Here is a 12,214-nt window from a genome sequence, read left to right on the forward strand (position 1 = left end):
CGCCGGTCCGGCGCGGTCAGCAGTCAGACCGGGACGTGCACGGCCTCCACCCGGCTGACCACGTGGTGGTCCCGCTCGCGGTGCGTGGCCCTGGAGTGCAGCCGCAGGATCTGTACGACGCCGACCGCCTCCAGCACGAAGACCGAGGCGAACGCGATCCGGTAGTTGCCGCCGGTGGCGTCCAGCAGCACACCGACGGCGAACAGCGTGGTCATCGAGGCGATGAAGCCGCCCATGTTGACGATGCCCGAGGCGGTGCCCTGGCGCTCCGGCGGGTTGGCCGGGCGGGCGAAGTCGAAGCCGATCATCGAGGCCGGACCGCACGCGCCGAGCACCACGCACAGCACGATCAGCAGCCACATCGGCGCATGGTCGCCCGGGTAGAAGATGACCGACGCCCAGAGCAGCGCCGTCATCGCGACCGTGCCGAGGGCCAGCGGGGCGCGGGCCGCGTGGTGGCGGGCGATGATCTGCCCGTAGACCATCCCGAACGCCATGTTGGAGAGCACCACCAGGGTGAGCAGCTCACCGGCGGTGGACCGGCTGAGCCCCTGCGCCTCCACCAGGAACGGCAGCCCCCACAGCAGCAGGAACACCATGGCCGGGAACTGCGTGGTGAAGTGCACCCACATACCGAGCCGGGTGCCGGGCTCCCGCCAGGAGGCGGCGATCTGCTTGCGCACATAGGCGGCACCCGCGTGCTCCACGGGCGGCGGCTCATGGCCCTCGGGGTGGTCCTTCAGGAACAGCAGCAGCAGGACGAGGACGACGACCCCGGCGACGGAGCTGCCGGCGAACGTGGTCGTCCAGCCGAATCCGTGCAGGGCCCGCGCGATGAAGAGCGTCGAGACGAGGTTGCCCGCCATCCCGAAGAGCGCGGCGACCTGACCGATCAGCGGACCGCGCCGGGCCGGGAACCAGCGGGCGCCGAGCCGGAGCACGCTGATGAACGTCATCGCGTCGCCGCAGCCGAGCAGCGCCCGGGACGCCAGCGCCATGCCGTACGAGGGGGAGAGCGCGAAGCCGAGCTGTCCGAGGGTGAACAGGACGGCCCCGAGGGCGAGGACCTTCTTGGTGCCGAGCCGGTCGACCATCAGGCCGACGGGTATCTGCATGCCCGCGTAGACGAGCAGCTGGAGGATGGAGAACGTGGAGAGCGCGGAGGCGTTGACGTCGAACCGGTCGGCGGCGTCGAGCCCGGCGACGCCCAGGCTGGTACGGAAGATGATGGCGACGAAGTAGACGGCGACGCCGATGCCCCAGACCCACGCGGCACGCCGGCCGCCGGGTGGATCGCCGGGCAGGGACAGGGTGGGAGCGGCGGCAGAACTCACCGGTCCTCACCCCTGACCAGCACCTTGACCCGGCCGACATGGCGCCGCACGACCTGCGCGGCACCGTCCGCGTCCCCGGCCCTGATCGCGTCCAGCAGCTCACCGTGCTCGGTGATGTTGGCGGCGATCCTCCCCGGGTGCGCCTCCATCACGGCGACGCCCATCCGCAACTGCCGGTCGCGCAGCTGGTCGTAGAGGCGCGAGAGGATGTCGTTGCCCGCGTTGCGCACGATCTCGGCGTGGAAGCAGCGGTCCTTCACGGACACCGCCGCCAGGTCCCCGGCCTCGGCCAGCTGCCGCTGCTCCTCCAGGAGTTCTTCGAGCCGGCCGATCAGCTGCGCGGAGGCGGGCACGGCCTTGCGGGCCGCGAACTCCTCGACCAGCAGCCGGGTCTCCACCACATCGGCGATCTCCTGCGCGGAGACGGCGAGCACGAGGGCGCCCTTCTTCGGGTACAGCTTGATCAGCCCCTCGACCTCCAGCCGCAGCAGCGCCTCGCGCACGGGCGTACGGGAGACCCCGACGGCCTCCGCGAGATCGCCTTCGGTCAGGAGCGTGCCGCCCTCGTAACGGCGGTCCAGGACCGCCTCCTTGATGTGGGCGTACACGCGCTCGGCGGCGGGCGGCTGCTTCACAGCGGACTTCACGGACGACTTCGCGACAGGCTTCACGGCTGGGGGTGCGGCAGGCATGTACGCAGCATAGATACAAGATGCGTGCATGGGAAACGAGTCCGCGATACGGACGAACGTTCACCGGCACCACCCCGCCACCGCCCCCTGGCGGGAATCACCCGTAGCCCCGAAATTGCCCCAGGAATCGGTACATCCATCCCTCGCCCTCATGAGTCTCACCACCGAGCGGCACCTTCATGTGGCCGCATTCCAGGGGCATTTGGAGCATTCACGTTGAAAATCGGCATTAAGGGCATAAGCCGCGCCACCGCCACTGCCACCGTGGCGCTGACCGCAGGCGCCGTCATCGCGGGCAGCGTGTTCGCCTCCACCGCGCAGGCCGCCACGCTGCCCAACCCCAAGATCACCGCCGCGGGCGGTTACACGATGAACAACGGCACGGCGAAGTCCCTGTTCGCCAAGGCCGCTGACACGCGCCGTTCGACCGGCTCCACCACCAAGATCATGACGGCCAAGGTGGTGCTGTCGCAGAAGAACCTGAACCTGGATTCCAAGGTCACGATCCAGAAGGCGTACAGCGACTACATCGTCTCCAAGGGCGCCTCCTCGGCCCGCCTCATCGTGGGCGACAAGGTCACCGTCCGCCAGCTGCTGTACGGCCTGATGCTGCCGTCCGGCTGCGACGCCGCCTACGCGCTGGCCGACAAGTTCGGCTCCGGGACCACCCGCGCGGCCCGCGTGAAGTCGTTCATCGGCAAGATGAACGCCCAGGCCAAGACCCTCGGGTTGAAGAACACCCACTTCGACTCGTTCGACGGCATAGGGAACGGCTCCAACTACTCGACGCCGCGCGACCTGACCAAGCTCGCCAGCAGCGCCATGAAGAGCTCCACCTTCCGCACGGTCGTCAAGACCAAGTCGACCAAGCAGAAGGTCACCACGAAGTCCGGCGGTTACCGCTACATGTCGTGGTCCAACACCAACACCATGCTCAGCAGCTACAGCGGCGCCATCGGCATCAAGACCGGCTCCGGCCCGACGGCCAAGTACTGCCTGGTCTTCGCCGCGACCCGTGGCAGCAAGACGGTCGTCGGTACGGTGCTCGCCTCCACCAACGCGACCAACCGCTCGGCGGACATGAAGAAGATCATGGACTACTCCTTCAAGAAGTAGCCCGCCCGGCAAGCACGCAGAGAGGGGGCCCGCACCACGCGGGCCCCCTCTCGCCGTACCGGAGGATGCTCAGTCGAGACAGAACTCGTTGCCCTCGACGTCCTGCATGTTGATGCACGACTCGTTGTCCTCGTCGGCATACAGCACCTGCGTGCACACCGCTCCGAGCGCCACCAGCCGATCGCGTTCGGCCTCCAGCACGGCCAGCCGCTCCGCACCCACGAGCCCGGTGCCGGCCCGCACATCGACGTGCACCCGGTTCTTGGCGACCTTCCCTTCGGGAACGCGCTGGAAGTACAGGCGCGGGCCCTCGCCCGTGGGATCGGAGCACGCGAACCACGCACCCCGCTCCTCGGGCGGCAGTGAGTCGTTGTAGGCGTCCCAGGAGTCGAACCCCTCCGGCGGCGGAGGTGCGACGTACCCCAGCACCTCGCACCAGAAACGGGCGACGCGCTCGGGGTCAGCGCAGTCGAAAGTGATCTGGATCTTCCTCACCGATGCCATTCGGCCACCCTAACAGCGGGCCTCCGCACACCAGTTCCCCTTTTTTCGAGCCCCGGATTCCGAGCGCCTTTCTGGAGACCTACGGCACCTCGACGCTCGCCCACCCGGGGCGCCGACGTCTCCCCCGCTCAGCGAAGACCGCGCTTCTCGCGTTCGGCTTCGATCAGCTCCTCCATGAGTTTCTCCGGGTTCACCGTGTACTCGGTGTCATCGAGGGCGTCGTAGTCCTGGGTGCTCAGCGGCAGTCCCAGCTCGGCGAGTTCGGCGGCCAGTTGTGTGAACGCGATTCGCTCGTCGGGCTCGTCCCGGTAGCCGGCCCGCTCGGCGGCGACCCCCTCGGTCAGAGTGAGACCGACCAGGCTCCAGAAGGAGAACTCGGTGTCCAGCTCCATGAGGTGCCAGGCACGATCCGCGGGTTCGTCGGGGTGCAGCCAGTAGCCGATCCACCCCTTTCCGCCCTTCGCCACGAGTTTGGCGTACTTGGCCATCTCCGCGGCTGCGGCGTTGACGGCCTGCATCTCCGGGTCCGCGATTTCCTTTTCGCTCAGATAGCTGGTGTCCAGGAGCGGGTGGACCTCTCCCGCCTCGAAGAATTCGAGGTCGAGAAGGTGGGTGAAGTCGGTTCGGCCTTCCCACTGCGCCACCAGCAGCACGCGCAGATCGCCGGGTATCGGACGGCCGTCCAGCCGCTCCCGGGAAAACCCGGCGAGCCGTTCGTCGTACATGCGCCCTCTCCAGAGGTCGAAGCGAGATCCTCGCTTCAACGTAACAACGGTGTCTGACAAGGGGCCGACCCCAGGGCGAGAGGGTCCGTCGTGCCGCACTGATGAGTTTCTGGGGCGCTCCTGCGGCCGGCCTTGACCTCAAGTCCGCTTGAGATCCCAGAGTGATCTGCATGAACACCGAAACCGCAGACATCAAAGCCATCGAACAGGTCGTCGCCACTGTCCAGCGCGCTCAGCGCGCCAAGGACGTCGAGGGCTTCCTCGCACTCTTCCACCCCGACGCCCTCTGGACGACCGGCCACGGCAAGGTCCTGATCGGCTTCGACGCGATCGCCGAGTTCACCCGCACCGTGCTGCCCGCGGCCGACTGGGAGGGTGAGATCACCTACGAGGCAGTGCACACGCAATTCCTGCGGCCCGACGTGGCGGCCGTCAAGGTCCGGCAGGTCTACCACTCACCGGAGGGCGAAACGGAAGGCGCTCCGCTCTACGTCATGACGAAGCAGGATGACGGAAGGTGGCTGCTGCATGCCTGCCAGAACACGGCAGTGTGGGTCGAGTAGACATCTCGAAGCCACGAACGGCGACGGCGCGGGGGATATTGCAGGCGCCCTCCTCGCCCTCGCCGTTCCACCGCCGCGCCTACGGTTGCCGGCGCAGGCCCGCCGTGAAGCTGTCCCACGCGGCGGGAGCGAGGACGAGAAGCGGCCGTCGGGACGCTTGGAGTCGCGGACGGCGACGGCGTGGGGGAGGTTGCGGGCAACTTCGACGCACTCGCCATTCGGCTCGCTGTAACTGGACTTCCTGAAGCGGAACTCGGTCACTCGTTCATCCCAACCACGGCGCGCAACTCGATCGATGGCGAACTCCGCCGTGCTATGGCTGTCGACGCAGCTCAGCCTGGAAGGCGCCCCATGCGGCGGGAGCGATGGTAACGATGGGTCCGCCAGGGCGTTTGGAGTCGCGGACGGCCACCGCGGAGGAGACGTTACGGGCGACCTCGACGCACTCGCTGGATGTCGCGCTGTAGCTGGACTTGTAGAAACGGAACGCAGTCACTTACTCATTTCCTTCGCGATGCTGTCGATGAACTGGATCGAGTCGTAGGGCGACAGGCTCATCCGGGAAGCCTGGTTGAAGAGGCTGACAAATACCTGGCTCTCGTCCGCGTCCTCGACCCAGATGGTGGACCGTGGGGTATCCATGTGCACGACATCCACCGCCTCATCCTCGCCGAATGACAGAACGTTGAAGGGGCCGCCGATGCAGGGATGGCCACCGGCACGGAACGGCAGCACCTGAATGTGCACATTCGGAAGTTCGGCCAAGCCGCACAGGTGCTCAAGCTGGCGTGCCATCACCGCAGGTCCGCCCATCAGTTGACGGAACGCAGCTTCCCAGATGACAGCATGAATCCGCAGGGGTGCGTCGCCGTACAACCTGGCCTGGCGCTTCGTTCTGCCCGCGACAACGTCCTCGATCCTGTCGATATCGTCCCATGACATGTCAGCCACGCCCATGGCTCGCGTGTACTCAGCAGTCTGGAACAGGCCGGGGATGAGAGCCATCTGCCACTGCCGCACCTTGACGGCAGCATCCTCCATCGCGATGTACTCCACCTGCGTCGCAAGCGTCGGGGTCTCGTTCCACCACCCCTTGACCTTGCGTCTCTCGCGATCAGTCTTCGCCAACTCCAGCAAGTGGGCGAGAATCCTCGGCTCGCTGACTCCGTAGAAGGTGCAGAGCGCCGCGATGTCCGGGTCCCGCATCGGAACCCACCCGCTCTCCATCTTCACGACCTTCGTCGGAGTCGCACTGAGCGCTTCAGCCGCCTGGCGCTGAGTCTTGCCCGCCGCGACCCGCAGGCTTTGAAGCTCCCCGCCGAGGCGCCGACCGAGAACGGTGGAGACTCGGTTGCCGTTCGCCCTCTTGCCCATTGCCTGCATGCGGACCTCCCGTCCCTGTGAACCCCACAAGTGTCGCAGCATGCCCCGCAATCGTGAGGCCAATAGCTCGTACGGGGAATATATCTCCCAGAAACTTGAGTCCTGGATATATGCGGCGCTACGTTCGGCACTCCACCGCTCGCACAGCGGAGCCGAAACCGGCGGAAGTGCACCGCCCTGCCCCGCGCCGAAACCGGCGCCCCGCAGGTACGGCATCGCCACCGCCCGCACCCACGGAGGCACGCGCCCATGACCGCAGCCGAACAGATCTCCGTCCCCGACCCCGTCCTCCGCGAGGACCGGCTCGACTTCACGCCCACCTCCCGCAGCGTCTCCTTCTCCCGGCGCCGCACCGCGCGGCTCGTCCGGGAGTGGGGGTATCCGGGGCTGGCCGGCGACGCGGCCTTGCTGGTCAGTGAGTTGGCGACCAACGCGTTACTGCACGGCGCCATCCGGGGGCGGCTCTTCCGCGTGCACCTCACGCTCAGCGCGGCCACGCTGCGTATCGCGGTGAGTGACCCGCGCGGTGAGCGGCTGCCCGGTCTGCGCGAGGCCGGGGACGACGAGTGCTACGGGCGGGGTCTCGTCATCGTCGCGCGGATCGCGGACCGCTGGGGCGTCGAGCCGCGCACCGTCGGGAAGACCGTGTTCGCCGAACTCGCCCTGCGGCAGAAGCCGGACATGCCGATGGGCCCGCGCGAAGCCGTTCGCGCGGGCCCATCTCGTACAACTACGCCCAGGTGATCAGGCGCTTCGGCTGTTCCAGGATCGCGGCGACGTCCGCCAGGACCTTGGAGCCGAGCTCGCCGTCGACCAGGCGGTGGTCGAACGACAGGGCCAGCGTGGTGACCTGACGGGGCTTCACCTTGCCCTTGTGGACCCACGGCTGGAGCTTGATCGCACCGACCGCGAGGATCGCGGACTCGCCCGGGTTCAGAATGGGCGTGCCCGTGTCCACGCCGAAGACGCCGACGTTGGTGATGGTCACCGTGCCGCCCGCCATCGCGGCGGGGGAGGTCTTGCCCTCGCGGGCCGTGGAGACCAGCTCGCCCAGGGACGCGGCCAGTTGCGGGAGCGTCTGCTCGTGCGCGTCCTTGATGTTCGGGACGATCAGTCCGCGCGGGGTGGCGGCGGCGATGCCCAGGTTGACGTAGTGCTTCTGCACGATCTCCTGGTTCGCCTCGTCCCAGGCGGCGTTGACCTCCGGGTTCCGCTTGATCGCGACCAGGAGGGCCTTGGCGATGATCAGGAGCGGGTTGACCCGCACCCCCGCCATGTCCTTGTCCTCCTTGAGCTCCGCCACCAGCTTCATCGTGCGCGTCACGTCGACGGTGACGAACTCGGTGACGTGCGGAGCCGTGAACGCGCTGCCCACCATCGCCTGGGCGATGGCCTTGCGTACGCCCTTGACCGGGATGCGGGTCTCGCGGGCGCCCACCGTGGTGACCACGGCCGGAGCCGGGGCCAGCGCCTCGGGAGCGGGGGCGGCCTGCGCGGCGACGGGCGCGGGGGCCTGTGCCGGTACGGGCTTGGCCGCCGCGTGCACGTCCTCGCGGGTGATGATGCCGCCCTCGCCGGTCGGGACGACCGTCGCCAGGTCGATGCCCAGGTCCTTGGCCAGCTTGCGGACCGGCGGCTTGGCCAGCGGCCGGCTCTCCGGAACGACGGCGGCGTGGCCGTTCATCTCGCTCTGGATCGCCGTCGCGGCAGCCGACGCGGCAGCGGCCGTGCCCTTGCGGGCCCGTCGCTTGGTCGAGCTCTCGGAGACGCCGTAGCCGACCAGGACCGGCTGGCGGCCCTTCGGAGCCTCGGGCTCCGGTTCGGGCTGAGCAACCGGTGCGGGTTCGGCCGCCGGGGCCGGGGCCGCGTCACCGCTGCCCGGGGCCACGTCCACCGCGATGATCACCTGGCCGACGTCGACCGTCGTGCCCTCGGGGAAGCGCAGCTCGTGCACCACGCCGTCGAACGGGATCGGCAGCTCCACGGCCGCCTTCGCCGTCTCGACCTCGCACACGACCTGGCCGTCGGTGACGGTGTCGCCGGGCTGGACGTACCACTTGAGGATCTCGGCCTCGGTCAGTCCCTCGCCCACGTCGGGCATCTTGAACTCACGGAAGCGAGCAGCGTTGGAAGTGTCGGTCATCGTTGTCACGTCCCAGTCCTCAGTACGCCAGCGAGCGGTCGACGGCGTCGAGCACGCGGTCGAGACCCGGCAGGTACTCGTCCTCCAGCCGCGCCGGCGGGTACGGGGCGTGGTAGCCGCCGACCCGCAGCACCGGTGCTTCCAGGTGGTAGAAGCAACGCTCGGTGATCCGGGCGGCGATCTCGGCCCCGGAGCCGTAGAACACCGGCGCCTCGTGGACCACGACGAGCCGGCCGGTCTTCTCGACCGAGGTCTGGATGGCGTCGAAGTCGATCGGGGACATCGAGCGCAGGTCCAGGACCTCGATCGACTTGCCCTCCTCCTGGGCGGCCGCGGCCGCCTCCAGGCAGACCTTCACCATCGGGCCGTACGCGACGAGCGTGAGGTCGGTGCCGGTGCGGGCCACCGAGGCCTTGTGCAGCGGGCCCGGGATGGTGTCGGTCTCGACCTCACCCTTGTCCCAGTAGCGGCGCTTGGGCTCGAAGAAGATGATCGGGTCGTCGCTCTGGACGGCCTGCTGCATCATCCAGTAGGCGTCGCTCGCGTTCGACGGCGAGACCACCTTCAACCCCGCGACGTGCGCGAACAGGGCCTCGGGCGACTCGCTGTGGTGCTCGACCGCGCCGATGCCGCCGCCGTACGGGATACGGATGACGACCGGCAGCTTGATCTTGCCGAGCGCGCGGGCGTGCATCTTGGCGAGCTGGGTGACGATCTGGTCGTACGCGGGGAAGACGAAGCCGTCGAACTGGATCTCCACGACGGGCCGGTAGCCGCGCAGGGCAAGGCCGATCGCCGTGCCGACGATGCCGGACTCGGCGAGCGGGGTGTCGATCACCCGGTCCTCGCCGAAGTCCTTCTGGAGTCCGTCGGTGATCCGGAAGACGCCGCCGAGCTTGCCGACGTCCTCACCCATGATGAGGACCTTGGGGTCGGTGTCGAGAGCCTTGCGCAGCGACTCGTTGAGAGCCTTCGCAATGGACATCTTTTCCATGGCCATGGCTACTTGCCCTCCTCGGCGGTGTCTGCGAACGATGCCTGGTAGGCAGCGAACTGGGCGCGCTCCTCGTCGACGAGGGGGTTCCCGTCCGCGTAGACGTTGTCGAAGATTGCGATCGGGTCGGGGTCGGGCATCGCCCGTACCGCCTCACGGACCCGCTTGCCGAGGGCCTCGCTCTCCTCGTCCAGCGCGGTGAAGAACGCCTCGTCTGCGGCGCCCTCCTTCTCCAGGTACGTGCGCAGCCGCAGGATCGGGTCCTTGGCCTCCCAGGCGGCCCGCTCCTCGTCGGCCCGGTACTTCGTCGGGTCGTCGGAGGTGGTGTGCGCGCCCATCCGGTAGGTGAACGCCTCGACGAGGGTCGGCCCTTCACCCCGGCGGGCCCGCTCCAGCGCCGACCTGGTCACGGCCAGGCAGGCGAGTACGTCGTTGCCGTCGACCCGGACGCCGGGGAAGCCGAAGCCCTGCGCGCGCTGGTAGAGCGGGACGCGGGTCTGCTTCTCGGTCGGCTCGGAGATCGCCCACTGGTTGTTCTGGCAGAAGAAGACGACCGGGGCGTTGTAGACCGCGGAGAAGGTGAAGGACTCGGCGACGTCCCCCTGGCTGGAGGCGCCGTCACCGAAGTACGCGATCACGGCCGAGTCCGCGCCGTCCTTGGCGACGCCCATGGCGTAGCCGGTGGCGTGCAGGGTCTGCGAGCCGATGACGATCGTGTACAGGTGGAAGTTGTTGGTGTTCGGGTCCCAGCCGCCGTGGTTCACACCGCGGAACATTCCGAGCAGATTGGTCGGGTCGACCCCCCGGCACCAGGCGACGCCGTGCTCCCGGTAGGTCGGGAAGACGTAGTCGTCGTCGCGCAGGGCCCGGCCGGAGCCGATCTGGGCGGCCTCCTGGCCGAGCAGCGAGGCCCACAGGCCCAGCTCGCCCTGGCGCTGGAGGGCGGTGGCCTCGGCGTCGAAGCGGCGGGTCAGGACCATGTCCCGGTACAGGCCGCGCAGCTCTTCTGCGGTCAGGTCGATCGAATAGTCCGGGTGCTCGAGCCGCTCGCCCTCGGGCGTCAGCAGCTGTACGAGCTCGGGCTCGGAACTCTGTGGCGTCTTCGCGGACGTCTTCGCGGTCGTTTTCACGGCGCTGGTCCGCTTGCTGCTGCGTCGCGGTTTGCGCGCGGCAGTGCTCTCCACGGTCACGTGCGTGCTCCTCCGTCGGTCCGGCCCCCGGGGTCTGCCGGGAAGCCAGTGCGGCTCGCCTGTGTCCGTACCCGTGCACGGGGTGGGTGCCGCTCGGTCCGGGAACAGGCGTGACAGGTGCCCCGGCGAGCGCCCTGCCGAAAGCACGTTACCCAGTACGCCGCATAACTGCGAAACCCTATCTGACCTGCGATTTTGCTTGGATTTCCAAGTAAATCGAAAAAGTCGGGAACTCTCGCTGGTCACAGCACTGGTAACAGCCTCGCAGGCCGCCGGAACAACGGCACGTTATCCCGCCGTTCGGCGGCAGGGAAGGGGTGAGTGTGTGAGACTGCGTTTTGTGCGCGAACAAGGAAAAATCACCGTTTTTCTGTTGGACGACCATGAAGTCGTGCGACGCGGAGTCCACGAGTTGCTCTCGTCCGAGGACGACATCGAGGTCGTAGGCGAGGCCGGCACCGCGGCGGACGCTCTGGTCCGCATCCCCGCGACCCGGCCCGATGTGGCGGTGCTCGACGTACGGCTGCCGGACGGCAGCGGGGTGGAGGTCTGCCGGGAGGTCCGCTCCCAGGACGCGGACATCAAGTGCCTGATGCTCACCTCGTACGCCGACGACGAGGCACTGTTCGACGCGATCATGGCGGGTGCGTCCGGATATGTACTGAAGGCGATCCGGGGCAGCGAACTGCTGAACGCGGTACGTGAAGTGGCCGCCGGGAAGTCGCTGCTGGACCCGGTGGCGACAGCGCGGGTGCTGGAGCGGCTGCGCGACGGCAAGAAGGGCCGGGGCGAGGACAAGCTCGCCGGCCTCACCGAACAGGAACGCAAGATCCTCGACCTGATCGGCGAGGGGCTGACGAACCGGGTGATCGGCGAGCGGCTGCACCTCGCCGAGAAGACGATCAAGAACTATGTCTCCAGCCTGCTCTCCAAGCTGGGCATGGAACGGCGCTCGCAGGCCGCCGCGTACGTGGCCAGGATCCAGGCGGAGAAGCGCTGAGGAGCGCCAGGGGGTGCCGGGAGGCGGTTGACCTTCGGGACTTTGGTCCCTGATCAACCGGGGCCGCAGCCTCTTTCTGCGGCTTCCGCGGTGGCGGAGAGTGGAGGTCATGTCCTTCGAGGAACTCCAGGCGATCGAACTGCTCGGCCGCGTCCGGTACGGCCGGCTGGCGACGAGCATGCGGGCCCTTCCCTTTCTGTCGGTGGCCCGCCACGTCGTGATCGACGGTCGCGTGGTCCTGCGGATGCACAGCGGTTTCGGGTACCACAACGCGTGCGACGGCACGGTCGTGGCGTACGGCGCGGACAACTTCAGCGCCGCTTGCCCGGTAGGCGGTGGTTCGGGAGGCGGGGGTGATCTGTGGGCCGTGCAGTTCACCGGCACCGCCGAGATCGTGCACCCGACACCCGGCCAGCGCGAGCTGTTCGGCGACGGTCCCGCCCTGGTGAACGGCGAGCCCTTCGCCCCGGCGTACCTCAGGCTCGAACCGCACTTCGCCTCTGTGCACACTCTGGGCTTCGACGCAAGTCAGCCGATCGGCAACACAGCGTGATCTAACATCTGGTGAGT

15 protein-coding genes are annotated in these 12,214 nt (G+C 68.2%); 5 read left to right on the top strand and 10 right to left on the bottom strand.

Going from position 1 to position 12,214, the window contains the following annotated elements:
- Positions 1 to 23: 23 nt before the first annotated feature.
- Together ACFYY7_RS17055 and ACFYY7_RS17060 are read right to left on the bottom strand one after the other, a co-directional pair.
- Positions 24 to 1,334, bottom strand: coding sequence for a nitrate/nitrite transporter (locus tag ACFYY7_RS17055; RefSeq protein ID WP_388662261.1), 1,311 nt, complete (start codon positions 1,332 to 1,334; stop codon positions 24 to 26).
- On the bottom strand, positions 1,331 to 2,026 hold the full coding sequence (locus tag ACFYY7_RS17060) for a GntR family transcriptional regulator (protein WP_388662262.1): 696 nt from the start codon (positions 2,024 to 2,026) through the stop codon (positions 1,331 to 1,333). Before ACFYY7_RS17060 ends, ACFYY7_RS17055 begins: the two co-directional genes overlap by 4 nt.
- A 216-nt stretch (positions 2,027 to 2,242) precedes the next feature.
- On the opposite strand from ACFYY7_RS17060, the gene ACFYY7_RS17065 reads away from it, so the two are divergent.
- The gene (locus ACFYY7_RS17065; RefSeq protein WP_388662264.1) at positions 2,243 to 3,142 is read left to right on the top strand and encodes a D-alanyl-D-alanine carboxypeptidase family protein; all 900 of its coding nucleotides are present in this window, start codon (positions 2,243 to 2,245) and stop codon (positions 3,140 to 3,142) included.
- A 69-nt stretch (positions 3,143 to 3,211) separates the two neighbouring features.
- On the opposite strand, the gene ACFYY7_RS17070 is transcribed toward ACFYY7_RS17065, so the two are convergent.
- Both ACFYY7_RS17070 and ACFYY7_RS17075 read right to left on the bottom strand, forming a co-directional pair.
- Complete coding sequence (locus ACFYY7_RS17070; protein ID WP_388662265.1) at positions 3,212 to 3,646, bottom strand: VOC family protein; 435 nt, start codon at positions 3,644 to 3,646, stop codon at positions 3,212 to 3,214.
- Positions 3,647 to 3,774: 128 nt separating this feature from the next.
- Entirely contained in the window at positions 3,775 to 4,371 is a 597-nt protein-coding gene (locus ACFYY7_RS17075; RefSeq protein WP_388662267.1) for a hypothetical protein, read from the bottom strand.
- A 170-nt stretch (positions 4,372 to 4,541) separates the two neighbouring features.
- On the opposite strand from ACFYY7_RS17075, the gene ACFYY7_RS17080 reads away from it, so the two are divergent.
- Positions 4,542 to 4,934 carry an SgcJ/EcaC family oxidoreductase gene (locus ACFYY7_RS17080; protein ID WP_388662269.1) on the top strand — a complete coding sequence of 131 codons (393 nt, stop codon included), beginning with the start codon at positions 4,542 to 4,544 and terminating at the stop codon, positions 4,932 to 4,934.
- On the opposite strand, the gene ACFYY7_RS17085 is transcribed toward ACFYY7_RS17080, so the two are convergent.
- From ACFYY7_RS17085 to ACFYY7_RS17095, 3 genes are read right to left on the bottom strand one after another with little or no spacing between them, the layout of a single operon-like run.
- Complete coding sequence (locus tag ACFYY7_RS17085; RefSeq protein ID WP_388662270.1) at positions 4,827 to 5,195, bottom strand: DUF397 domain-containing protein; 369 nt, start codon at positions 5,193 to 5,195, stop codon at positions 4,827 to 4,829. The two genes, ACFYY7_RS17080 and ACFYY7_RS17085, sit on opposite strands and share 108 nt — an antisense overlap.
- Positions 5,196 to 5,247: 52 nt before the next feature.
- Positions 5,248 to 5,430: a DUF397 domain-containing protein gene (locus ACFYY7_RS17090; protein WP_114245454.1), complete on the bottom strand. Its 183-nt coding sequence runs from the start codon at positions 5,428 to 5,430 to the stop codon at positions 5,248 to 5,250.
- A complete protein-coding gene (locus tag ACFYY7_RS17095) occupies positions 5,427 to 6,317 on the bottom strand; it encodes a helix-turn-helix domain-containing protein (RefSeq protein WP_388662272.1) in 891 nt (296 codons plus the stop codon). Before ACFYY7_RS17095 ends, ACFYY7_RS17090 begins: the two co-directional genes overlap by 4 nt.
- Before the next feature lie 249 nt (positions 6,318 to 6,566).
- On the opposite strand from ACFYY7_RS17095, the gene ACFYY7_RS17100 reads away from it, so the two are divergent.
- On the top strand, positions 6,567 to 7,061 hold the full coding sequence (locus ACFYY7_RS17100; protein WP_388662274.1) for an ATP-binding protein: 495 nt from the start codon (positions 6,567 to 6,569) through the stop codon (positions 7,059 to 7,061).
- Here the strand turns inward: ACFYY7_RS17100 and ACFYY7_RS17105 are convergent.
- The 3 genes from ACFYY7_RS17105 to pdhA are packed head-to-tail and all read right to left on the bottom strand — an operon-like array spanning position 7,048 to position 10,644.
- A complete protein-coding gene (locus ACFYY7_RS17105; RefSeq protein ID WP_388662276.1) occupies positions 7,048 to 8,469 on the bottom strand; it encodes a dihydrolipoamide acetyltransferase family protein in 1,422 nt (473 codons plus the stop codon). The genes ACFYY7_RS17100 and ACFYY7_RS17105 overlap by 14 nt on opposite strands.
- A 10-nt stretch (positions 8,470 to 8,479) precedes the next feature.
- Complete coding sequence (locus tag ACFYY7_RS17110; protein ID WP_388662278.1) at positions 8,480 to 9,460, bottom strand: alpha-ketoacid dehydrogenase subunit beta; 981 nt, start codon at positions 9,458 to 9,460, stop codon at positions 8,480 to 8,482.
- A 2-nt stretch (positions 9,461 to 9,462) separates the two neighbouring features.
- Positions 9,463 to 10,644 carry a pyruvate dehydrogenase (acetyl-transferring) E1 component subunit alpha gene (gene pdhA, locus ACFYY7_RS17115; RefSeq protein WP_266731421.1) on the bottom strand — a complete coding sequence of 394 codons (1,182 nt, stop codon included), beginning with the start codon at positions 10,642 to 10,644 and terminating at the stop codon, positions 9,463 to 9,465.
- Positions 10,645 to 10,984: 340 nt separating this feature from the next.
- Here pdhA and ACFYY7_RS17120 point away from each other — a divergent pair, with 340 nt between their 5' ends.
- Positions 10,985 to 11,644: a response regulator transcription factor gene (locus ACFYY7_RS17120; RefSeq protein ID WP_266733705.1), complete on the top strand. Its 660-nt coding sequence runs from the start codon at positions 10,985 to 10,987 to the stop codon at positions 11,642 to 11,644.
- A 109-nt stretch (positions 11,645 to 11,753) separates the two neighbouring features.
- Positions 11,754 to 12,197, top strand: a complete 444-nt coding sequence (locus tag ACFYY7_RS17125) for a pyridoxamine 5'-phosphate oxidase family protein (protein ID WP_388662280.1) — start codon at positions 11,754 to 11,756, stop codon at positions 12,195 to 12,197.
- Positions 12,198 to 12,214: the final 17 nt, after the last annotated feature.

Source organism: Streptomyces sp. NPDC001933 (genome assembly GCF_042890955.1).
Classification (GTDB): Bacteria; Actinomycetota; Actinomycetes; order Streptomycetales; family Streptomycetaceae; genus Streptomyces.